General features: G+C 72.0%; 19 protein-coding genes. 18 read left to right on the forward strand and 1 reads right to left on the reverse strand.

What is annotated here, in order from left to right:
* The first annotated feature begins 7 nt into the window (after positions 1 to 7).
* Positions 8 to 2,086 carry an iron ABC transporter permease gene (locus tag OG897_RS36075; protein WP_266663838.1) on the forward strand — a complete coding sequence of 693 codons (2,079 nt, stop codon included), beginning with the start codon at positions 8 to 10 and terminating at the stop codon, positions 2,084 to 2,086.
* Positions 2,087 to 2,143: 57 nt separating this feature from the next.
* Here OG897_RS36075 and OG897_RS36080 read toward each other — a convergent pair whose 3' ends face one another.
* A complete protein-coding gene (locus OG897_RS36080; RefSeq protein WP_266663840.1) occupies positions 2,144 to 2,533 on the reverse strand; it encodes a VOC family protein in 390 nt (129 codons plus the stop codon).
* Positions 2,534 to 3,263: 730 nt separating this feature from the next.
* On the opposite strand from OG897_RS36080, the gene OG897_RS36085 reads away from it, so the two are divergent.
* The 17 genes from OG897_RS36085 to OG897_RS36165 all read left to right on the forward strand — a co-directional run bounded on the left by OG897_RS36085 (position 3,264) and on the right by OG897_RS36165 (position 23,323).
* A complete protein-coding gene (locus OG897_RS36085; RefSeq protein ID WP_266663842.1) occupies positions 3,264 to 4,604 on the forward strand; it encodes a hypothetical protein in 1,341 nt (446 codons plus the stop codon).
* 188 nt (positions 4,605 to 4,792) lie between these two features.
* A complete protein-coding gene (locus tag OG897_RS36090) occupies positions 4,793 to 6,112 on the forward strand; it encodes an acetyl-CoA carboxylase biotin carboxylase subunit family protein (RefSeq protein ID WP_266663844.1) in 1,320 nt (439 codons plus the stop codon).
* Entirely contained in the window at positions 6,109 to 6,828 is a 720-nt protein-coding gene (locus OG897_RS36095) for a tryptophan 2,3-dioxygenase family protein (protein ID WP_266663846.1), read from the forward strand. The genes OG897_RS36090 and OG897_RS36095 overlap by 4 nt, the downstream gene beginning before the upstream one ends.
* A complete protein-coding gene (locus OG897_RS36100; RefSeq protein ID WP_266663848.1) occupies positions 6,825 to 8,006 on the forward strand; it encodes an aminotransferase class V-fold PLP-dependent enzyme in 1,182 nt (393 codons plus the stop codon). The genes OG897_RS36095 and OG897_RS36100 overlap by 4 nt, the downstream gene beginning before the upstream one ends.
* Complete coding sequence (locus OG897_RS36105; protein ID WP_266663850.1) at positions 7,990 to 9,249, forward strand: tryptophan 2,3-dioxygenase family protein; 1,260 nt, start codon at positions 7,990 to 7,992, stop codon at positions 9,247 to 9,249. The genes OG897_RS36100 and OG897_RS36105 overlap by 17 nt, the downstream gene beginning before the upstream one ends.
* Complete coding sequence (locus OG897_RS36110; protein WP_266663852.1) at positions 9,246 to 10,898, forward strand: FAD-dependent monooxygenase; 1,653 nt, start codon at positions 9,246 to 9,248, stop codon at positions 10,896 to 10,898. Before OG897_RS36105 ends, OG897_RS36110 begins: the two co-directional genes overlap by 4 nt.
* A complete protein-coding gene (locus OG897_RS36115) occupies positions 10,899 to 11,882 on the forward strand; it encodes an aminotransferase class IV (protein ID WP_266663853.1) in 984 nt (327 codons plus the stop codon).
* Positions 11,879 to 12,661, forward strand: coding sequence for a cyclase family protein (locus tag OG897_RS36120; protein WP_266663855.1), 783 nt, complete (start codon positions 11,879 to 11,881; stop codon positions 12,659 to 12,661). The genes OG897_RS36115 and OG897_RS36120 overlap by 4 nt, the downstream gene beginning before the upstream one ends.
* Before the next feature lie 12 nt (positions 12,662 to 12,673).
* A complete protein-coding gene (locus tag OG897_RS36125; protein WP_266663857.1) occupies positions 12,674 to 13,372 on the forward strand; it encodes a methyltransferase in 699 nt (232 codons plus the stop codon).
* Positions 13,373 to 13,467: 95 nt separating this feature from the next.
* On the forward strand, positions 13,468 to 13,902 hold the full coding sequence (locus tag OG897_RS36130; protein ID WP_266663859.1) for a PPOX class F420-dependent oxidoreductase: 435 nt from the start codon (positions 13,468 to 13,470) through the stop codon (positions 13,900 to 13,902).
* A 31-nt stretch (positions 13,903 to 13,933) separates the two neighbouring features.
* A complete protein-coding gene (locus OG897_RS36135; RefSeq protein ID WP_266663861.1) occupies positions 13,934 to 14,509 on the forward strand; it encodes an NADPH-dependent FMN reductase in 576 nt (191 codons plus the stop codon).
* 58 nt (positions 14,510 to 14,567) lie between these two features.
* Complete coding sequence (locus tag OG897_RS36140; RefSeq protein WP_266663863.1) at positions 14,568 to 15,815, forward strand: acetyl-CoA carboxylase biotin carboxylase subunit family protein; 1,248 nt, start codon at positions 14,568 to 14,570, stop codon at positions 15,813 to 15,815.
* Positions 15,802 to 17,067, forward strand: a complete 1,266-nt coding sequence (locus OG897_RS36145) for an MFS transporter (RefSeq protein ID WP_266663865.1) — start codon at positions 15,802 to 15,804, stop codon at positions 17,065 to 17,067. The genes OG897_RS36140 and OG897_RS36145 overlap by 14 nt, the downstream gene beginning before the upstream one ends.
* Before the next feature lie 81 nt (positions 17,068 to 17,148).
* Positions 17,149 to 21,561: an amino acid adenylation domain-containing protein gene (locus OG897_RS36150; protein ID WP_266663866.1), complete on the forward strand. Its 4,413-nt coding sequence runs from the start codon at positions 17,149 to 17,151 to the stop codon at positions 21,559 to 21,561.
* 3 nt (positions 21,562 to 21,564) lie between these two features.
* Positions 21,565 to 21,951, forward strand: a complete 387-nt coding sequence (locus OG897_RS36155) for an acyl carrier protein (RefSeq protein ID WP_266663867.1) — start codon at positions 21,565 to 21,567, stop codon at positions 21,949 to 21,951.
* Positions 21,948 to 22,712 (forward strand): thioesterase II family protein, encoded by a 765-nt coding sequence (locus tag OG897_RS36160; RefSeq protein ID WP_266663869.1) that lies wholly within the window; start codon positions 21,948 to 21,950, stop codon positions 22,710 to 22,712. Before OG897_RS36155 ends, OG897_RS36160 begins: the two co-directional genes overlap by 4 nt.
* Positions 22,706 to 23,323, forward strand: coding sequence for a LysE family translocator (locus tag OG897_RS36165; RefSeq protein ID WP_266663871.1), 618 nt, complete (start codon positions 22,706 to 22,708; stop codon positions 23,321 to 23,323). The genes OG897_RS36160 and OG897_RS36165 overlap by 7 nt, the downstream gene beginning before the upstream one ends.
* The last annotated feature ends 62 nt before the right edge of the window (positions 23,324 to 23,385 follow it).

The following is a 23,385-nucleotide window of genomic DNA, read 5'->3' on the forward strand; positions in this document are numbered from 1 at the left end:
AAACACCATGGCCGTCACCACCACCGCACCCGCCGCCCCCACCCCGGCGGCGACCTCCCGGAAGGGCGGCGCGGTAGCGGTGACGGCCGTGCTCGTCCTGCTGGTCGCCGTCCTCGCCGTCGCCGACATCACCCAGGGCACCGCCCACGTCGGTCCCGGCGAGGTCTTCAAGGCGCTCACCGGGCAGGCGGACTCCGCGGATTCCTCCGTCGTCCTCGCCTCCCGGCTGCCGCGCATGGTCGCCGGAATCCTCGTCGGCGCGGTCCTCGGCATGGCGGGCTGCGCCCTGCAGGCCGTCAGCCGCAACGTCCTCGCCTCGCCGGACACCCTCGCCATCAACGCCGGTTCCTACCTGGCGCTCGGGATCGTCGCCACGACCGGTCTCTCGCTGCCGATGTTCGCCTCCTCCGGCGTCGCCTTCGTCGGCGGCCTCGCCGCCGCGGCGATCGTCCTGGGCATGTCCGGACTCGGCGCGGGCACCGTCCGGCTGGTCCTCGCGGGCACCGCCCTCACCCTCGGCCTGACCGCCGTCACCGAGGGACTGCTGCTGCTGTTCCCCGTGGAGACGGAGGGGCTCCACCAGTGGAACCAGGGCAGCATCGCCCAGAACGGCTTCGGCGGAGTGCTGGGCATGCTGCCGATGCTCGTCGTCGGACTCGTCGGACTCATGCTGGTGGCCCGCCGGGTCGACGCGCTGGCGCTCGGCGACGACGCCGCCCGGGGCCTGGGCGTCAACGTACGCGCCACCCGCGTGATCACCGTCGTGCTCGCCGCGCTGCTGTCCGCGGCGGCCGTCACCCTCGCCGGACCGATCGGCTTCGTCGGCCTGGTCGCCCCGGCCGTCGTCCGGGTCCTGGCCCGCCGCTACCGTGAGTTCGCCAAGGTCCGGGGCAACGTCACGGCCTCCGCACTCACCGGCATCCTCCTGGTCCTCGCCTCGGACGTCGCGCTGCGCACGCTGGTGTCCGCGGACACCTCGGTGGGCGTGCCGACCGGCGTCGTCACGAGCCTCGTCGGCGCGGTCTTCCTGGTCACCCTCGCCACCCGGGGCCGCGACCTGGGCGCCGCGTCCCCGCCGGACAAGCTGCGCATCCGCAGCCGTACGGTCTTCGTCACCGTGACGGCCACCCTCGTCGTGGTCCTGGTCGTCCTCGTGATCGCCTCCGTGCTGCTCGGCGACTCCATGCTGCTGCTCGGCGACGTCGTGAACTGGGCGCAGAACAACGCGGGCCGGGCCGTCACCTTCGTCCTGGACACCCGGGTGCCCCGCGTCTGCGCCGCGCTCCTCGCGGGCGCCGCGCTGGCACTGGCGGGCACCCTCATCCAGGCCGTCACCCGCAACCCGCTCGCCGAGCCCGGCGTCATGGGCGTGTCCGGCGGGGCGGCGCTGGGGGCGGTGCTCCTGGTGACGTCCGTGCCGCTGGCCGGTCCTGCGGAGATGGCGGTCGCGGCCTTCGCGGGTGCGGCCGTCGCCGCCGTCATCGTGTTCGGCCTGTCCGCACGCGGCGGCTTCCAGCAGAACCGCCTGGTCCTGGTCGGCATGGGCGTCGCCACCGCGACCACCGCGCTGATCAGCCTCCTCATCGTCCTCACCGACCCGTTCAACGCCACCAAGGCGCTGACCTGGCTGTCCGGTTCGACGTACGGGAGGAGCTTCCCGGACCTGGTGCCGCTGGGCGTCTTCCTGCTCCTGGGCCTCGTGGTGGCGTTCGTACGGCGGACCGAACTGGACCTCATCTCCCTCGACGAGGACACCCCGCGCCTGCTCGGCCTCGGCCTGTCCCGGTCCCGGCTCGGCCTCCTCGCGCTCGGCGTGCTGCTGAGCGCGGCGGCCGTCGCCGCCGCCGGAACCATCGCCTTCGTCGGCCTGGTCGCCCCGCACGCGGCCCGCGCCCTGGTCGGCCGCAGGCACGTACGGGTGGTGCCGGTGGCGGTGCTGCTCGGTGCGGTGCTGGTGGGCGCGGCGGACGTGATCGGCCGGACCGTCATCGCTCCGGCCCAGGTCGGCGCGGGCATCGTCACCGCGATCATCGGCACGCCGTACTTCCTGTGGCTGCTGGCACGCAGCCGGGCGGACGCGCGCTAGAGACGGCCGAAGGGGGGGCGGACCGGAGCACTCCGGTCCGCCCCCCTTCGGCGTGCCTCAGGGCTGGGTCGCGATCTGGACCAGGTTGCCGCAGGTGTCGTCCAGTACGGCGACCCATACCGGCCCCGCCTCCATCGGGTCCACGGTGAAGCGCACCCCGAGCGCGCTCAGCCGCTCGAATTCCGCCTTCACGTCGTCCACGGCGAACTGCACGGCCGGGATGCCGTCCGCGAACAGCGCGGTCTTGTACGCCTTCGCGGCGGGGTGCATGTCGGGCTCCAGCAGCAGCTCGGTGCCCTCGGGGTTCTCCGGCGAGACCACGGTCAGCCAGCGGGCTTCCCCGCCCACCGGGACGTCGTGCTTCTTCACGAAGCCCAGCGTGTCGGCGTAGAAGCTCAGGGCCTTGGCCTGGTCGTCGACGAAGACGCTGGTCATGTTGATCCGCATGCGGTGCTCTCCAGGGGTCGGTTGCGGGCCTTCGTCAGCGATTGTGCTCCGTGCCGCCCGGGCGCGCCCTTCGGCCGGACCGGGTGCCAGGTGGTCACGTCAGGCCAATACGCATATGCCTTAAGCATGTGCGAATTCTGTGCGGCCCTGGTTTCCGACTGCATTCCGGCCAATCCGGCTGGCGATGGTCCTTTCGCGGGCGGCTGCCGGGGCGGGTGCGCGGAGAGGAGAGGCGTCCGTCCGGATAGCGGTGAACGCCGCCTCTTCGTGTACACGTGTCAGGGCGACGAACTGGTACAGCGGGATTCCGTCGACGGGGCGACGCCCCGGCGGGAGAAGAGCGGGCCCGGATACGCGCTTCAGTGAAAGCGGCCGGAATGCCCGAATTGGTAAAACCATCGAATCAGCCACCCCGTGCCGCTTGTGATGTGGCACACAATTGACCCCGGCGGTGGCTCAAGTTTCACTCGATCCGCTCGACCGTTCCCGGCACGCCAGGGGGCGGGAGAGCACGGGGGATTTACTCACGGATGTCGCGTCGGCCCGTTTCGCCGACGCGGGATGCGAGAGGTGCGGATCGATCAGTGGTGAGCACATTCCCCTTGGCATGTCCGGATCCCCCGTGGATTCGGCCGCCCTGCGAGGCGCGTTCCACTCATAACCAACTACTGATCACGCTGCGACGGAAAGCGCGTCGCAACCTCACCTTTATTTTGAGGGAGTACGGCCGGTGTTACGACGCGTCACGGAGAAATACGTCGAGGAATGCAGTGCCCCGGATTCACGGCTGCGCCATGCCGCGCACGAGATGAATCTCCCGGCCACCTACGGAGAGTCCTACGGGCGGCTGATGCTCGACCGGCCGCTGTTCGCCTCGGAGTCCGAGATCAGCGGGTTCGCGGCGGACCTGTCCGGACTCTTCGACATCCTCACGTCGTTGCCCGCCCGGCTCTTCGGCGGCGACCTGCGGCGCTACTGCGACGCACTCGGGATGGACGGGCGCCTCGCCGAGCTGATGTGCCGGGGCGCGAGCGGACGGCCGCCGCTGTACGCGAGGGCCGACGCCTATCACGACGGGTCCGCGTTCAAGCTGCTGGAGCTCAACATCGGCAGCCAGCTCGGCGGTACGGACTTCGCGCAGCTCAACCGTGCGTTCCTGGACGTGCCCGCCTTCAAGGAATTCGCCCAGGAGCACCGGCTCGGGCACATCGACACCCTCGCCAGGCTCACCCGTACCCTGCGGGAAACGGGCGGCACGGTCACCGACGGGGAACCCGTGGTGGCCCTGATCGAGGCCAGGGGCGGGATCGACGCCCACCGGCACGTCTTCGACGCCCTGCGCGAGGCGATGCTCGACCACGGCGTACGGCTGCTCCTGGGCGAGGTCCAGGAACTGGGCGAGCGCAACGGCAAGGTCACCCTGCGCGGGGCCCCGCTGGACGTGGTGCTCCGCTACTTCGTCGCGAGCGAGGTGGCCGACGACCGGGCGGGACAAGACAGCCTCGACCTGCTCGTCCGGGCGCACCACGCGGGCCGGACCGTGCTGTACACCCCCCTCGAAGGGGCGATGTTCGCGAGCAAGGGGAGCCTGGCGCTCCTGCACGACCCCCGGACCCGGGAGACCTTCTCCCCGGCGGAGCACGCCGTCGTCGACCGCGTCATGCCCTGGACCCGGCTGCTCGGCGCGGACAGACACACCGCGGCTCAGCACGCGGAACTGCTGGACCGCTGCCGGGAGCAGCAGGAGGACCTCGTCCTGAAGCCGGGCGTCGGCCACGGCGGCGTCGGCACCGTGATCGGACACGAGGTCACCGAGGAGCAGTGGCGGCAGGCGCTCCTGGACCGGGCCGCCGGAGACCACGTGGTCCAAGAACGCGTCCGGCCGGTGCCGGAACCCGTCGTGGACGCGGAGACCGGGGCCGTGGCGGACTGGGTCGCGAACTGGGGCGTCTTCGTGGACACCGGCGGCTACGCGGGCGGCTTCGTACGTGCCCTCAAGCCGGACGACGGCGCGGTCGTCGCCTTCGCGAACCCCGGCACCCGCAGCACCTGCGTGTTCACCGCCCCCTGACCCCCGGCCCCGCAGTTCCCCCGGGTGAACCGCGCATCCCCTCCCGCCCGCCGCCTCATCCGGAGAGTCCGCCCGCCCACGGCCGACCGTCCGCAGACCGTCCTGCCTCCAGCCCGGAGACACCCCCTCCTCCGGGGCATCGCCATGGCGCCGCACACCGTGCCGCGCCTGTGAAGGGAGCTCGCGGCATGACCCGAAACCCCCGGGATGCCATGGAACGACGACCGCACGTCGTGGTCGTCAACCAGTGGAAAGAGCACTACGCCGACTACGCCCGCTACCTGAACCACACGACCCACCGCGTCACCTACATCACCACTCCGGTGGGACGCGGTTGCGTCCCCCCGGCAGCCGCCGAGGTCGCGCTCGTCGAGTCCACCGGCGATCTGGCCGAGGTCCGCACCGCGCTGGACGGACTCGTCCGGCGGCACGGACCCGTGCGGCGCATCGTCGCCCTCAAGGAGGGGGACCTCCTGGTCGCCGCCCAACTGCGCGCGGACCGGGGGCTGCCCGGGCCACGGCCCGCCGACCTCCTGGCGTTCCGGGACAAGTACGTGATGTGCACGGCGGTCGCCGACGCCGGTCTGCCGGTACCCGTGTTCACCGCCGCCGGCGACCACGACTCGGTACGCGCGTTCGCGGAACTGGCCGGATGGCCGCTGGTGGTCAAACCGAGGGTCGGCGGCTCCAGCGACGGCGTCGTGGTGCTCGCGGGCCCCGGCGACCTGGCCCGGCTGCCCGACTTCACCGAACCGATGCTCGTCCAGGCGTTCAACCCGCACCCGATCTACCACGTCGACGGCGTGTTCGACGGCCGGGCTCCGACCTGCCTGCGGGCCTCCCGCTACATCAACAGCTGCCTCGGGTTCCGCGACGGCACCTTCCTCGGTTCCGTGGAGGAGGACGACCCCCGGATCGTGCGGGCGATCGAGACCTCGGCCACGGCCTTCCTCGGCGCGCTGACGGGGGCGCCGACGCCGTTCCACCTGGAACTGTTCGTCGAACGCCGGGGCGAGGACGTGACCTGCACCTTCCTGGAGGTCGGGGCCCGTGTCGGCGGCGCGGAGATCCCCTTCCTCTGGCGCGAACTGCACGGCTACGACCTCATGCGGGCCGCGTTCGACCTCCAGGCCACCGGGACCACGGGAACGGCGCCCCCGCCGCGTGCGGCCTCCGGCCCGGTCGGCGGCTGGCTGCTGGTCCCCGCCCCCACCGCCCGGCCCTGCCTGATCACCGAGGCCACCTCGATGGTCGGCCGCCGGCCCGGCCCCTACGCCGAAGCACTCCTGAGCCCCGGTGAGGTACTGCCCGCCGCGGACGCCTACTACGAGCACGTCGGCGGGCGGTTCCGCTTCCGCGGCACGAGCAGCGCCGAGGTGGAGCGGGCGCTCGCCGCGACGGCCACCCGGTTCAGGGTGAGCGCCGCCCCCGTACCACCCGCCGAGCAAGCCGCCCCCGTACCACCCGCCGAGCAACCGGCCTACCGCATACCCGAGGTGACAAGGTGAGGGACTACTCCGAGCAGATCCTGTCCGGAGAGGGCAAGGACGACTACGCGCGCTACATGCGGACCGACGAACTGCTCTCCCTGCAACGGCGCCCCGACGAGGTCGTGCACCGCGACGAACTCCTCTTCCAGGTCGTGCACCAGTCCACCGAGCTGTGGCTCAAACTCGCCTCCTCGGAACTGGAGACGGCCACCGGCCTCGTGACGGCCCGCGAACTGGACCCGGCCATCGAACTGCTGCGCAGGGCGACGCTCGGCGTGGTCCTGGTGACGGAACAGCTCGACATGATGCGCTTCCTGTCGCCCTGGGACTTCCAGACCATCCGCACGATCCTGGGGCACGGCTCCGGCGCGGACTCCCCGGGGTGGCGCGCGGTGCAACGGCACGGCCGACAGCTGGGGCGCGCGCACGCCGCCCTGGTCGAGGAGCGGGGCACCGACCTCGCCGAGCTCTACCGCAGCGGCGTCGCCAGCGCCGACCACCGGCTGGTCGAGGCCATGGTCGCGTGGGACGAGCAGGTGTCGCTGTGGCGGGTGCGGCACTTCAAGATGATGACGCGGATCATCGGCCACGACGTCATCGGAACCCAGGGCACCCCGGTGGACGTCCTGGCGAAGCTCATCGAGTACAAGTTCTTCCCCGAGCTCTGGCGGGTGCGCACGGAACTCACCGACACCGGCCCCATGGGCAAGTACCACCTGGCGGAGTCGGTATGAGCGCCCCTGCCGGAGCGGCCGCCTTCCGGGCCCGCTTCCCCGCCCTCGACCGAAGGACGCACCTAGCCAGTTGCAGCCTCGGCGCCCGCTCCACGGACCTCGACGAGGCGATGGTCCGCATGCTCGACGACATGGCCGAAGGGGACGCGCCCTGGGCCCTGTTCGAGGAGCAAGTGGGCCGTGCGCGCACCGAGTTCGCCGCGCTGATCGGCGCACGCGTCGACCAGGTGGCCGTGGTGCCCAACGCCTCCGTCGGCGCCTACCAGGTCGCCTCGGCCCTGGACTGGAGCACCCGGCCGACCGTGGTCAGCACGACCCTGGAGTTCCCCTCCGTCGCCCATGTGTGGCTGGCGCAGCGCCCGCGCGGAGCCGAGGTCCGCCACGCCGAACAGGCCGAGGACTACGCCGAGTTGATCGACGAGCGGACCCGCCTGGTGTCGGTGCCGCTCACTGGGTACCAGGACGCCGCCCGGCTCCCGGTCGCCGAGGTGGCACGCCTCGCGCACGACGCCGGGGCCCGGGTGTTCGTCGACGCCTACCAGGCGGTGGGCGTCGAGCCGGTCGACGTCGACCGGCTGGGCTGCGACTTCCTGGTGGCCGGCACGATGAAGTACCTGCTCGGGCTGCCGGGCCTGGCCTTCCTCTACGTACGCGAACCTCAACGGGACCTGTCCGAGCCGCAGTTGACAGGCTGGTTCGGCCGAGTCGACCCGTTCGCGTTCGACCCGAAGCGGCTGGACTTCGCCCCCACGGCCGCCCGCTTCGAGACGGGCACCCCCGCAGTCCCCGCCTGCTACGCCGCCGTCGCCGGGCTCCGGCTGATCCGCGGACTCGATCTGCTCGCCGTACGTGAGCACGTCCTGGACCTGACGGACCTGGCGATCAGTCAACTCGCGGACAGGGGGCTCCCGGTACGCACCCTCCCACGGGAGCGGCGGGGCGCCCACATCGGTCTGGTGGACGCCGATCCGTCCGCACTCGGGCGTCGCCTCGCCGATCGCGGCATCGCGGTCAGCCCGCGCGGCGACGTCGTCCGCCTCTCCTTCCACTACTACAACAGCACCTCCGACGTGGCCGCACTGTGCGCCGCACTCGACGAGTGCCGGGGCACCCGCGGCCTTTCCCCTCACCGATCCGGTCACTGGTCGAACGGCAGGTCTCATGCCCCCACAAGCTGAGTTACGTTCCTGGCTCCACGATCCCGATCCGAAGAAGTTCCCCTACGACGCGGTCGTCCAGTACTTCCACGGCGTCGGCAAGCACTTCGTCCACGCCGAACTGCTCGAACTGCTCGCCGAAGTACGCGATCTGCTGCCCGTCATGCGCGGACCCTGGCCGCACGTGCAGACCCTCGCGGCCTTTCTGAGCACGGCCCTGGACAAGCCGGACGAGCGCTACGACTACCCCACCTACCTGGCGCTGGCGCTGCTCCGGCTCCCCTCCGTGGACGACCCGGTGGAACAGGCGCCGTTCGCCCGCTCCCGGTGCGACCGGCTCGTCGTCCAACTGATCGGCGACGCGCTCTCCTTCGAGCTCGCCGCCCTCGACGGGCGCACCCTGCTGTTCCCCAAGATGCGGCCCGCACCGCACCTGGTGGCCAAGCGCTGCAAGCACGGACTGCGCGCCATGCAGCCCGCACTGGCGCGGATGGCCCTCGACGGCGGACTCGGCGCCCCCGAGACCACCGAACTCGTCCGCCAGGCATGCTCCGTGGTGCACGCCGACATGTCCTTCGCCGAGCGGCGGTCCGTCGGTCTTGGCATCCTGCCGGTGGACACCGTGCACGACGAGTACCTGTTCCTGCGGGTCCTCCAGGCGTTCGAGACCACGTTCGCGCTGCTCGCCGTCCAGTTGCGCGCGGCGACGGCGGCCCTCGCCGAGCGCCGGACGGACCGGGCGGTGCACTTCCTCGACAGCTCGCAGGCGGCGCTGCGGGAGTCCGCCCCGCTGTTCTCGATGCTGGCGACGATGCAGATCGAGTCGTTCCGCACCTTCCGCGAGTTCACCGAGGGCGCGAGCGCGATCCAGTCGCGCAACTACAAGATCATCGAGTCGCTGTGCCGCAAGCCCGACGAGGAACGCCTCGACTCCGCCGCGTACCGCTCGGTCCCCGAGGTGCGCGAGCGCGTCCTCGCCGACCAGACGACGCTCGACGACGCGTACACGGAGGCGTGCGCCTCCGGCGACCTCGACGCCGCCGACCGCGAGCGGCTCACCCGGTCGATGGAGGAGTTCGCCCGCGCCCTGCTGCGCTGGCGCAACACCCACTACCGCCTCGCGGTACGGATGCTCGGCGAGGCCACCGGCACCGGCTACACGGAAGGCACGCCGTACCTCGACTCGGTGCGCAACGTGCCGGTGTTCCGCACCGTCAGCGTGACGGACGAGACCAGGACCAACACGGCGGTGGGGACCCGATGACCGCGTACGACGCACCCGTGGGAATCGTGGGAGCAGGACCGATCGGCCTGGTCGCCGCGTTGCGCCTGGCTGACCTCGGAGTGCCGAGCGTCCTGCTGGAGGCGAGCCCCGAACTGCTCAAGCAGGGCTCGAAGGCGTGCCTGATCCAGGGCGACGTCCTGGACGTCCTCGACAAGTCCGGCTGCGCGGACCAGATCAAGGACGAGGGCGTCACCTGGACCGTCGCCAGGACCTACGTGCGCAACAAGGTGATCAGGTCCGCCGAGTACCCGCTCGGCCCCGGCTTCGGCCCGTTCGTCAACATCTCCCAGCACCGCATCGAGCAGGTCCTCGCCGAGGCGGCCGAGGCACACCCCCTCTGCGACCTGCGCTGGGGGCAGGAGGTCGTCGGCGTGTCCCAGGACGCCGACGGGGTGACCGTACGGGTGAACGGCGAGGAAGGGGAACGCTCCCTGCGCTTCGCCCACCTGGTCGCGTGCGACGGCGTGCGCAGCACCCTGCGCGAGATGCTCGGCGTGCGGTGGACCGGCTACACGCACAAGGACCGCTTCCTGATCACCGACATCCGGGCGAAGCTCCCGCTGGCCAAGGAACGGCACTTCCACTACGACCCGCCGTTCAACCCCGGCCGCCAACTGGTGATGCACCCGCAGCCCGACGACATCTGGCGCATCGACTGGCAACTGCCCCCGGACGCCGACATCGAGGCCGAACGGGCGGACGGCCGGTTCGACCGGCGGGTCCGGGACGTCATCGGCGACATCCCGTACGAGATCGACTGGGTCAGCACCTACCGGTTCCACCAACGGGTGGTGGAACGCCTGCGCGTCGGCCGGGTGCTGTTCGCCGGAGACGCCGCGCACGCCCTGCCGCCCTACGGGTCGCGCGGCATGAACAGCGGCATCCAGGACGCCGACAACCTCGCGTGGAAGCTCGCCCTCGTGCACGCCGGGCACGCCGACGAGGAACTCCTGGAGACGTACCACACCGAGCGGTACGCCGCGGCGAAGGAGAACCTGCGCGTCACCGAGGCGACGATCCGGTTCATGGTGCCGCCCAACCTGGCCCGCCGCTGGGCCCGTTCGGCGCTGCTCACCCTGTCGCACGCGTTCGGCAGGGCCCAGAAGCACGTGAACAGCGGCAGGATGGCCGAGCCGTACGTCTACACGGAGTCGCCCCTCGTACAGGCGGCCGACGACGACGCCCTCCTCGGCTCGTTCGCCCCCGACGGCCACGTCGAGGTGGTGTCGGGACCCGAAGGGCACCCTCACGAGGACGGTGGCCGGACCCGGCTGCGCCGACTGCTCGGCGACGGATTCGTCGGGCTCTGCTTCGCCCCCGACGCCGCCCGGGCCGCGGCCCTGGTGCGGGGCGCCCGGGTGCAGCCCTGGCGGGTACCGGCCCGCCTGGTGGTCGTCCTCCCGTGGGGTGCGGCGACCGAAGGACTCCCCGCCGACATCCACGTCGTACGGACGAAGGAGGCATCGCTCCTGAAGACCTACGGGGCCGAGCGGGGCACCTGGTACCTCGCCAGGCCCGACGGGCACCTCGCCGCCCGCTCCACCCGGGGCTCGGACTTCGCCGCCGCACTGGACAGGGCCGCCGGAGCCCCCGCCAGGACCCGGCCCCTCGTGAAAGGAACCCTCTGAATGACCGCCACCACACCCGCGTACGCCTGGCTGAACGGCCGGCTCGTCCCCTGGGACCAGTGCGTCGTCCACGCCCGCAGCCAGGGGGCCTTCTGGGGCGCGAACGTCTTCGAGGGCATCCGCGTCTACACCGGTCCCGGCGAGGGCGAGCTGTCGGCGTTCCGCGTCAGGGACCACCTGGAGCGGCTGCGCCGCTCGATGAAGAGCCTGCACATGGAGATCGACCACACCGACGACGAACTGGCCCGGGCCTGCGACGACCTCGTCCTGGCCAATGACTTCGGCACCGACGCCCACGTCTGCGTCGTCGCGTACTTCGGGCTCGGCCCGAACTTCGATCCGCTGGCCCACACCACCGAGACGGGCGTGCACATCACCTCCACGCCGGTGCCGCGCTCGGCCGCCTTCGCCGCGGGCGTGTCGGCCTCGATCTCCTCGTGGCGGCGCATCGGCAACGACGCGATGCCGCCGCGCATCAAGACCGGTGCGAACTACCACAACAGCCGCCTCGCCCAGCACGAGGCGGTGCGCAACGGCTTCGACACCACGCTGCTGCTCAACGCGCGCGGCACGGTCGCCGAAGCGCCCGGGTCCTGCGTGGTGATGGTCCGCGACGGCGAACTCATCACCCCGCCCGGCACCAGCGGGGTCCTGGAGGGCATCACCGTGGACACCGTCGCAACGCTGGCCCGCGAGCAGCTCGGGATCCCCCTGCACCGCAGGGAGATCGACCGCACCGAGCTGTACGTCTGCGACGAGCTGTTCCTGTGCGGCACCATGTCCGAGCTGCTGCCGATCACGAGCGTCGACCGGCTGCCGGTGGGCGACGGCACACCCGGCGCACTGACCCGCGCGCTCCAGGACCACTACACCGACGCCGTACGCAACCGGGGCGCACATCCCGAGTGGTGCACACCGGTCGCCCGCGCGGCGGGGGACGGGCCGACCGGGGCCGTCCGCGCGTCCGAGGAGGCACTGGCATGACGGTCCTCGCGGCACTGACGGCCGCGCTGAGCAGCGGCGCGGTCGAGGTGATCGACCTGACCGCCCCGCTGGACGAGCAGACGCCGATCATCAGCCTGCCGCCCGAGCGCGGCCAGCCGTGGCCCTTCGCCCGCGAAGTGATCAGCAACTTCGACGACGCGGGCCCCACGGTCTACTGGAACAACATCCGCCTCTCCGAGCACACCGGTACCCACTTCGACGCCCCGGCGCACTGGCTCTCCGGCAAGGGCGGGCACGACGTGTCCCAGGTCCCGCCGGACCGCCTGGTCGGCCCGGCCGTGGTGCTCGACCTGACCGGGGAGGTGGAGCGCGACCCCGACTTCCTGCTGCGGCGCGAGCACGTCGAGGCGTGGACGGCCGAGCACGGCCCCCTGCCCGCGAACGGCTGGCTGCTCTACCGCACCGGCTGGGACGCCCGAGGAGGCGATCCGGAGAACTTCCTCAACGACCGGCACACCCCCGGCGTCGCCCCGGAGTGCGCGCGCTGGCTGGCCGAGGAGACCCCGCTGGCGGGCATCGGCGTGGAGACCGTGGGCACCGACGCGGGCCTGGCGGGGGACTTCGCCGACCAGCCCTACCCGTGCCACTGGTTCCTGCACGGCGCCGGGAAGTACGGCCTGACCCAGCTGCGCAACCTCGCGCTGCTGCCGCCCACCGGCGCGGTGCTGATGACGGGACCGCTGCCGATCGTCGGCGGCTCCGGCAGCCCCACCCGGGTCCTCGCGCTGGTCGAGCGCACCGCCACGGAAAGCACCTAGGGAGCACACGTCATGGACAAGAAGGACGACGCCGGATTCGCCCGGGGCAGCGACCTGCTCCGCCGCCACCAGCAGGACGACCGGCGCGCGGCGGAGTTCACGCTGCTCGACCGCACCTGGACCCTGCTGGACGGCGTGTTCAGCCCGACGTACACCCCGGTCACCGAGCTGTTCTCGTCCTGGCTGCCCTATCCGCAGGGCGGCAGCTTCCTGGAGATGGGGTCGGGCGCCGGAGTCACCGCCGTGATCGCGGCCCAGTCCGGATGCCGCTCGGTGACGGCGCTCGACATCAGCGCCGCCGCGGTCGAGAACACCCGCCGCAACATCGAGCGGCACGAGGTCGGCGACAGCGCGCGCGTGCTGCACAGCGACCTGTTCTCGGCCCTGGAGCCGGACGAGCGGTTCGACCTCATCTTCTGGAACTCCAACTTCGCCGAGGCGCCGGACGACTTCGTCAACGAGACCGACCTGCACCACGCCTTCTTCGACCCGCGCTACGACGCGCACCGCCGCTTCGCCCGGGACGCCCCCGGTCATCTGGCGGAAGGGGGAAGGCTGTTGCTGGGTTTCAGCAGCATCGGCAACAGCGCACTCCTGGCCTCGGTCTGCGCCGAGGCGGGCCTCGCCGTGGACGTCCTGCGCACCGAGCGGCGCACGCCCGACCCGGACACCACGCTGGAGTTCCAGCTCCTGGAACTGCGCCCGGCCTGAGCGGAACACGCACGGCCGAAGCCCCCGGCGACGTCCCCCGACGACGTCCCCCGACGACGTCTCCGGACGACGCCTCCCACAGACAAGGACCGACGATGCCCGGCACGGACCCGGCCCCCTTCCTGCCCCTGCTCACCACGTACCAGCGAGGCGTGCTCTGCGCCCTCAAGGCCGACGGCCGCCCCCAGCTCTCGAACGTCGACTTCTGGTACGACGACGCGACCCGCACCGTGCGGCTGAGCACGACCGAGGACCGGGCCAAGACCCACAACCTGCGCCGCGACCCCCGGGTGAGCCTGCACGTCACCACCCCCGACGGGGGCTCGTACGCGGTCTACGAGGGAACCGCCGAACTCTCCGCCGTCGCCGCCCACCCGGACGACAAGGCCGTCGAGGAACTCATCGACGTCTTCCGCGCGGTCCAGGGCGAGCACCCGGACTGGGACGAGTACCGCGCCGCCATGGTGAGCGACCGCAGGCTCGTCGTCCGGTTCCGCGTCGACCACGCCTACGGCTGGCTCCGTCCCTGACCCCCCAGACCACCCAAGGAGTCCCCCCCCCATGTCCCAGCCCCGACTGCACGTCGTCACCGCCAGCACCAGGCCCGGACGCACCGGCCCCGCGGTCGCCTCGTGGTTCACCGAGATCGCGGAGAAGGCCGGGACCTTCGACGTCCGCCCCGTCGACCTCCTCGACTTCGCCCTGCCCCTCCTCGACGAGCCGCACCACCCCTCGGAGCGCAACTACACCCAGCCCCACACCCGTGAGTGGAGCGCGTCCGTGGACGCGGCGGACGCGTTCGTGTTCGTCACCCCCGAGTACAACTACGGCATCAACGCGGCGCTCAAGAACGCCCTCGACTACCTGTACTTCGAGTGGCAGTACAAGCCGGTCGCCTTCGTCAGCTACGGCAACACCTCCGGCGGACTGCGCGCCGTGCAGATGACCAAGCAGGTCGTCACCACGCTGAAGATGTTCCCGGTCACCGCCGCCGTGTCGGTGCACGGCGTCGACTCCTACCTCACGGACGGCCGCTTCGACGGCACCGAGGCCATGGGCCGCTCCGCCGACGGCGTGCTCACCGAACTGCACCGCCTCACCGTCGCCATGCGCCCGCTGCGCGCCGAGGCCCGGTGACCTCGACCGCCAACTTCCGGTCGGAACGACATCACTCAGACGTACGGGGAGGCCAGCCATGCCCGCAGGCAAGGCGCATCTAACGGTTGTGGGTAGTGGCAGCAGGCCCTACCGCGAATACGCCCTCGCGGCACTGGCCGAGCGGTACCGGCTGTCCGCCCTGCTCCCGGCCGAACCCACCTGGCAGCGCCGGTACCTGACCGACTGGCAGGTCGCGGACTTCGGCGACGAGCAGGCCGTGACGGCGGGGCTCGCCGCGCTCAGCGGGCCCGGATCGGGGGTGCTCACCTGGGGAGAGGCCGTCCTGGAGACCACCGCCCGCGCGGCCCGGAAGCTGGGTCTCGCGCACATGTCGCCCCGGGCCGCGGCCCGTTGCCGCGACAAGTACGTGATGCGCAGCCTCCTCGACGACGCGGGGCTGCCCACCGTCCGGTACGGCCTGGTGCACTCCGCCGACGAGGCCGAGGCCGTCGCCGCACGGATCGGCCACCCCGTCGTGATCAAGCCCCGCGCGCAGGCCGGTTCCCTCGGCGTGGTCCTCGCCCACGGGGCCGAGGAGGTGCGTGGGGCCTTCGCCCTGGCCGAGGGAGCCCGCTACGGAACCCTGCCGACCGGCCACGGCGTACTGGTCGAGGAGTACCTCAGGGGCCCCGAGATCAGCGTCGACAGCGTCGTCCGGGACAGCGTGGCGACCCCCGTGCACGTCGCCCGCAAACGCCTCGGCTTCTCCCCGTACTTCGAGGAGGTCGGCCACCTGGTCACCGGCTGGGCCGACGCGCCGTGGGCCGAGGAGGTGCGCGAGCTGGTCGTCGCCGCCCATCGGGCGCTCGGCGTCGAACTCGGCGTCACCCACGCCGAGTTGCGGCTTACCCCCGCCGGGCCCCGGCTGGTCGAGCTCAACGGCAGGCTGGGCGGCGACCTCATCCCGTACGCCGCCAGGATCGCCACCGGCATCGACCTGGTCGTCGCCGCCGCCGAACTGGCCGTCGGCCGGACGCCCGATCTCACGCCGACCGTGCACCAGTGCGCCGAAGTGCGCTTCTGCTACCCGGCGTACGACGGCCGGGTGGACCGCGTCGACGTCGCGGAGGCAGCCGCAGCAGAGGGCATCGTCCACGCGGACGTACTCGTCGAACCGGGTGCCACCCTCCTCCTGCCACCCCGGCAGGTCATCCCGCGCACGGCCGTGCTCCTCGCCGCGGGACCCGACGAAGCGGCCTGCGCACGGGCCCTGGACGCCGCTGCCCCGCTGGTCGTCGACGACATCGCACCGCTCGCGGAGGCGACCGCCCGTGCCCGCGACTAGCCGAACGGGCCGTACGGGCAGGACAGGTCGGCTGCGCCCCGTCGACAGCCTGATCGGCGCCCACGGCCTGTCCTCGTTCTGCCTGGGCCTGGCCATGCCCTACACGGCGATCTACCTGGCGGACCGGCCGGAAGTGGGCACCGCGGGCGTCGCCGTGTTCTACGGCACCAGCGGCATCGCCAACCTGGTGGTGGCGCTGCTGCTCAGCACCGGCGCCGTGAAGCTGGCCCGCATCCCGCTCGGCGTCCTGGGCACCCTGCTCTGGCTCCTCGGCTACCTCGGGGTCTCCGCCATCAGCTCCTACCCGGTGCTGGTGGCTTCGGGGATCGGCGTCGGGGCGGGCCAGGGCTGCTTCATGGCCGCGCTCATCCCGCTCATCAACGCACTGATCACGCCCGAGGAGCGCCGCAAGGTCTTCGCCCGGCGTTACGCCGTCCTCAACGCGACGCTCGCCTGCGGCTCGCTCGTGTCGGGTCTGCTGGTGCTGGCACTGCCCCGCACGGTGATCCCGTACTTCTTCATGGCGAACGCGCTGGGCATCCTGCCCCTGATGATCGCCATGCTCGCCGTGCGGCGGCACGTGCCGCCGCCGGTGCAGCCCGAGGAGGGGGACGAGGAGGCGGCTCCGCTGCCGGTGTTCGCGCTGTGGAAGGTGATGATGCCCGTCGCGCTGTTCCAGCTCGCCGCGTCGCTGTTCGCTTTCAGCCAGTTCGACGCCACGGCGCCCCTGGTCACCACGGACCTGATGGACATGCCGCTGTTCACGGTCTCGCTGATGCTCTTCGTGAACGTCACGGTGATCGTCGCCTTCCAGCGGCCGATGACCCGCCGCCTGGAGAGCAGGACGGAGCTGACCGGACTGCGCGTCGCGGTCGGCCTGTGGGTGGTCGCCTACGTCGTGGCCGGACTGTTCGCCCTCGCGCCGTTCGGATTCCGGATGGCCGGACTCCTCCTGTACGTCGTGCTGTTCGGCCTGGGAGAGTGCGCGTACTCGTGCTCGTTCCACCCCTGGCTGATCTCCATGGTGCCCGACCGGGAGCTGACCCGCGCCAACGCCCTCGTCAACTCGATGATGGGCGTGGGCAAGTTCGCGGGGCCCTCCATCGGTGTGGGACTGGCCCTCACGGGCAGCGGCACCGTCGTCTGGCTGGGCCTCGCGGCGGGCTGCACCCTCGTCACCGTACTCGCCGGGCTGCTGACCGCGAGACGGCAGCAGACGGCCGCGCCGACCGCCGCGAAGCAACTGCGGTAGCCACCCCGCCCGGCCCCCCTCCACGCTCCCGCCCCTCACCGGCAGCGCGCCTCGGCCTGCCGGTCCACGAGAGGAAGACTCATGACAGCCACGCACAGCAGCACCTCCGGCGCGCGAACGCCGCAGGACCGATATCAGAAGTTCCCGCTCACCGAGATCCAGTACGCGTACTGGGTCGGGCGGGGCTCCAACTTCGTCCTGGGCAACGTCGCGCCGCACGCCTACTTCGAACTGGAGGGGCGACGCCTGGACCCCGATGTCCTCTCCCGTGCCTGGCGGCACCTGATCGAACGCCATGACATGCTGCGCGCCGTCGTGGGGGAGGACGGGCAGCAGCGGGTCCTGGAGAAGGTGCCCGAATTCCGGGTGCGATGTACGGACTTGCGCTCCGCACCCGAGGACGAAGCGGAACGCACGCTCCAGGAGATCCGCGACGAGATGTCGCACCACGTCTACACCGCAGCGGACTGGCCCCTGTTCGACATCAGGCTCACCCGGCTGCCCGGACACGACCGCCTGCACGTCAGCCTCGACCTCCTGATGGTCGACCTGGCCAGCCTCACGCTCCTGTTCAGCGAGTGGAGCGCCCTGTGCCAGGACCCCGGTCTTCAGCTCCCGCCCGTCGACGTGACCTTCCGCGACTACGCGCTGGCCCTCGAACGCGGCTCCCAGGCGCCCCGCCACCAGAAAGCCCTGGAGTACTGGACCTCGCGTGCCACCGCGCTCGCCCCGCCCCCGGACCTGCCGCTGGCCAAGTCCCCGGTGAGCGTGCACAAACCGCGCTTCACCCACCGCGAGTTCCACCTCCCCGAAGAGGCGTGGAAACGCCTCCAGGACCGCTGCGAAGAGCACGGCCTGACCCCCACCGCGGTCCTCGCGACGGTCTTCTCCGAGGTGCTCGCGGCCTGGAGCGGCACCCGCCGCTTCACCCTCAACCTCACCCTCTTCAACCGGCTCCCGCTGATCCTGGCGCAGAACGACAGAGGCAAGCGGATCGTCCACCCCCATCTGCGCCGCATGGTCGGTGACTTCACCTCCATCTGCCTGCTGGAGATGGACGCCTCGACGGGCCGCACCCTGGACGCCCGCGTCGAGGCCACGCAGGCGCAGCTCCAGAAGGACCTGCGGCACCGGCAGGTCAGCGCCCTCCAGACGCTGCGCGAGCGGCGCAGGCTCGGACTCCAGAGCGGGTTCGAGACGATGCCGGTGGTCTTCACCAGCGGTCTGGGCACCGCCGCCGACGTGTCGGGCTCCATGGACTACTTCGGCGACATCACCTACCGCGTCAGCCAGACCCCGCAGGTGTGGCTCGACCACCAGGTCATCGACATCACCGGGTCGCTCGACCTGACCTGGGACTGCGTGGAGGAACTCTTCCCCGCCGGGCTGCTCGACGACATGTTCGCCGCCTACTGCGGCCTGGTCGCCCGGCTGGCGGACGACGAGACGATGTGGGGCGAGGAACTCGCCGTCACGCTGCCCGCGCACCAGCTCACCGGCCGCGAACGGCACAACGCCACCGAGGGCGAGCGCCCCACCGGCCTGCTCCACGAGCCCTTCCTCGACCGCGCCGCGGCCGACCCCGACCGGCCCGCCGTCCTGACCACGACCCGCGCCGTCACCTACGGGGAACTGGCCGCCCGCGCCCACGCCGTGAGCACCGCCGTCGGTGCGCGCCTCGGCGCGGCCGTGCCCGAGGACCACCTCGTCGGCATCACCCTCGACAAGGGCCCCGACCAAGTCGCCGCGGCCTACGGCGTGTTGATGTCCGGCGGCGCCTACCTCCCGGTCAACGCGGCCCTCCCGGCGCAGCGGCGGGCCCGCATCCTCCAGGACGGCAGGGCCCTGGCCGCCGTCACGGACGCCGCACTCGACACCGCCCTCGCCTGGCCCGACGGCATCCCGCGCGTCCTCACCGACCGGCTGCCCGCCGTACCGGGCGGCGCCGTGCGGCACCCCTCGGGACCGGCCGCGCCCCAGGACCTGGCGTACGTCATCTACACCTCGGGGTCGACCGGCGCGCCCAAGGGCGTCATGATCGAGCACCACGCCGCCCTCAACACCGTCGTCGACATCAACGAGCGGTTCGGCATCGGGCCCGACGACCGGGTGTTCGGCCTCGCCGACCTCGGCTTCGACCTCTCCGTCTACGACCTCTTCGGTACGCTCGCCGCGGGCGCCGCACTCGTCCTGCCCGATCCGGACCTGCGCTCGGAACCCGCGCACTGGGCCAAGACCATGGGACAGCACGGGGTGAGCGTCTGGAACTCCGTCCCCGCCCAGATGCAGATGCTGGTGGAACACCTGGAGGCGGGCGGCGAGATCCCCGAGCGGCTGCGGCTGGTGCTGCTCAGCGGCGACTGGATACCGGTCGACCTGCCGGGCCGCATCCACGCCCTGTGGCCCGAGGCCGAGATCGTCAGCCTGGGCGGTGCCACCGAGGCGTCGATCTGGTCCATCCACCACCGCGTCGACGAGGTCCCGCAGGGCGCGAAGAGCGTCCCGTACGGAACGCCGCTGCGCAACCAGACCTTCCACGTCCTGGACGCCGGACTCGCGCCGTGCCCGGTGTGGACCGCGGGCGAGCTCTACATCGGCGGCGTCGGTCTGGCCCGAGGCTACTGGGCGGACGAGGAGCGCACCGGGGCGAGCTTCGTGACGCACCCGCGCACCGGTGAACGCCTCTACCGCACCGGTGACTTCGGCCGCTACACGGACGACGGCACGATCGAGTTCCTCGGCCGCCGCGACGGCCAGGTCAAGATCAACGGCCACCGGGTGGAGCTCGGCGAGATCGAGACGACCCTGACCCGGCACCCGGGCGTGGACGCCGCCGTGGTGGTGAAGTCCCAGGGCGCGGGCGGCGCCGCCCTCCTCTACGGGTACGTCGTACCGGCGAAGGACGACGACACCCTCTTCGTGACCGAGCACGCCGACCCGGACGTCAGCCGGGGGCAGTGGCAGGCCCTGTGCTCGACTGCGGGACGGCCCGCCGAGGGACCCGCGCCCGAAGAGCTGCGCCTCGCCTGGGACGCGCTCAACGACGTGTACCTCACGGCGACCGCCGCGGCCTTCCGCGCCCTCGGCCTGCCGTACGCCGAGGGCGACGCGTTCGACCCGGCGGCCTTGCGCGGCACCGGAGTAGCACCCCGCTACGAGCGCTGGCTCGCCCGCGCGGTCGAGGCCCTGACGGCCCACGGCCACCTGCGCGCCACGGCGGGCGGCCTGGAGGTGGCCCGGGAACTGCCCGCCGGGCTGCCCGCCGAACTGGGCGCGCGCGTACGCACCGTGCTGGGGGACGTCCTGGAGATCCCCGAGGACGTCAGCGACTGGATGCTCTCCCTCGCGGGCGACCTGGCCGGTGTCCTCACCCAGAGCATCCACTCCGCCGAGCTGTACGCCTCCGACCGCACGCCCGGCGTGTACGCACGGCTGTTCGGTCCGACGTACGCGGCGGCGACCGACGCGGTGCGCGAGATGGTCCGCCAGTGGCCCGCGGACCGGCCCCTGAAGGTCATGGAGGTCGGCGGCGGCTACGGCTCGCTCACCCAGCACCTGCTGCCCCTCCTCCCGGCCGACCGCACCGAGTACGTCTTCACGGACATCTCGCGCTACTTCATGGACAAGGCGCAGACCGCCTTCGCCGACCACCCGTTCGTGCGCTACGACCTCTTCGACCTCGACCAGCCGCCCGCCACCCAGGGCTTCGAGAACCAGGCGGCGGACCTGGTCGTCGCGGCCAGCGTGCTGCACGACATGCGGCAGATCCGGCGCACCCTGCACAGCCTGCGGTCCGTGCTCGCGCCCGGAGGCGTCCTCCTGATGGTCGAACAGACCACCTTCCACCCGTGGTTCGACCTCGTCATGGGCCTCCAGCAGGGCTTCGACAGCTTCGAGGACACCGACCTGCGCACCGGACACTGCCTCCTGGACCGCGACCAGTGGCGGCGCGAGCTGACCGCCGCCGGATTCACGGACGCCGCCGTCCTCACCACCACCGGCGGCCCCTCCTCCGTCGGCTTCGACGTGATCGTCGCCCAGGGGCCGCAGGCCCGCCGCCGGTTCGCCCCGGACGAACTGCGCACCTTCGCCGCCGCACACCTCGCCCGGCACATGGTGCCCGCCCAGCTCCTGGCCCTGGACGAACTCCCGCTCAGCGGTACGGGCAAGGTGGACCGCGCGGCCCTCGCCAAGGCCGGGGCGCGCGGCGCGACCCGAGGCAGGCCCGCCAGGCCGCCGCGCACCGACCGCCAGCTCAAGCTGGTCGGGATCTGGCAGGAGGTGCTCGGCCTCAGCAGCGTCGACCTGGCCGACGACTTCCTCGAAATGGGCGGCGACTCGCTGCTCGCCGCCCGGCTCGCCGCCAGCCTGCAATCGGCGTTCGACGTCGCCGTGCCGGTCGGCACGCTCCTGCAGTACACCACCGTGGAAGCACTCGACGGCCACCTCGAAACCCTTCTCGGCCGGTCCGAGCTCATGCCCGAGGAGAAGTAGGCAATGAACCAGACCACCCAGACCACCCAGACCACCCAGACCACCCAGACCACCCAGACCACCTCGACCTCCCAGGCCACCACGGCCTCCCCGTCGGCCCGCTCCGACCGGTCGGCCCCCGCCCCCCGGCTGTCCCACGCCGGAACAGTGGCGTGGATCGTCGGCTTCCTCGCCGAGATCCTCGACGTCGCCCCGCACGAGATCGACCCCACGACCCCCCTGGACGAGCTGGGCGTCGACTCCGCGACCACCCTGGTGCTCTGCGCCCGGATCGGCGACGAACTCGGCGTCCAGGTGCGCCCCCGGGACGTCTTCGGTCACTTCACCGCCGACGCCCTGGCCCGCCACCTGACCGCGCCGCTCTCCGGGGGGAGCGTGCGGACCCCGTGACCACCACCTCACCCCGCTGGCTGATCAGCGGTCCGCCCCGGCCCGCCGCCCCCCGGCTCTACTGCTTCGCGCACGGGGGCGGCTCCGCCGCGGAGTACCTGCGCTGGGCCCGCGGCCTGCCGGGCGTCGTACCGTACGCCGTCCAACTGCCGGGCCGCGGCTCGCGGGCCGACGAACCCGTCCTCACCTCGATGGACGCCCTGGTGACGGCGTTCCTCGCCGAGGTGCCGCTCGACGCCGCGCCGTACGCCTTCTTCGGGCACAGCCTCGGCTCGCTCGTCTCGTACGAGATCACCCGGGCACTGCGCGCGGCCGGACGGCCGCTGCCCGCCCGCCTCGTCGTGTCCGGGATGCCCGCACCCCATCTGCCGCGCACCAGCGGGCCGTTGCACGAACTGCCCGACCGGGAACTGCTCGAAACGGTCTCCCGGCTGCACGGCGGCATCCCCGAAGAGGTCCTCGCCTCGCCCGAGTTGTGCGACCTCGCCGTCCGCGCCCTGCGCGCCGACTACCAGGTCCTGGAGACGTACACCTGGCGGCCGCAGGAGCCCCTGGACCTGCCCGTGACGGTCCTCGGCGGCACCGACGACCGGGTCACCGCCGAACAGCTGGAGGCATGGCGGGAGCTCACCACGGGCGAGGTGACCGTACGCCGCTTCCCCGGTGGGCACTTCTACCTGCGGGAGCGGCCCGCCCCGGTGCTGCGGGCCCTCGCGGGCGCGGTCGCGGGGCTGCGTACGGAGGAGAGGAGTACATGCTGACCTTCGCCGCCGCGTCCGCGGTACTCGTGATGATCCCGGGCCCGGACCAGGCCCTGATCACCCGGAACGCGCTCGCGGCCGGACGCACGGCCGGGCTGCTCACGATGCTCGGCGGGCTGCTCGGGCTGAGCGTCCACGTCGCGGCGGCGACCCTCGGCATCTCCGCGGTGCTGCTCGCCTCGGCGACGGCCTTCACCGTGCTGAAGATCGTGGGTGCGGTCTACCTGGTGTGGATGGGGATCGCCACCCTGCGCAGCGCCCGGCAGACCCTGCGCGAGGATCCCGACACCGCGACGCGGGACCCGGCGGAGCGGGGCGGCAGGCACCTGCGCAACGGCTTCCTGTCCAACGCCCTCAACCCCAAGGTCGCGCTGTTCTTCGTGACGTTCCTGCCGCAGTTCCTGCCGTCGCGGGGGAGCGTGCTGCCCAAGGCGCTGCTCCTGTCGCTGGTGTTCGCCGTGATCTACGTGCTGTGGTTCAGCCTGTACGTGCTCACGGTCGACCACCTCGGCAAGTGGCTGCGCAGGCCGCGCGTGCGCGCCCGCATCGAACAGGTGACGGGAGTCCTGCTCATCGGCTTCGCCGTACGACTGGCCTTCCAGTCGCCCTGAGCGCGTAGCTCCCGCGGTGCGTGACCCGGGCCCCGTCCGGGTCACGCACTGTGGATGTGCCG

Origin of the sequence: Streptomyces sp. NBC_00237 (assembly GCF_026342435.1) — a bacterium.
Taxonomy (GTDB): domain Bacteria; phylum Actinomycetota; class Actinomycetes; order Streptomycetales; family Streptomycetaceae; genus Streptomyces.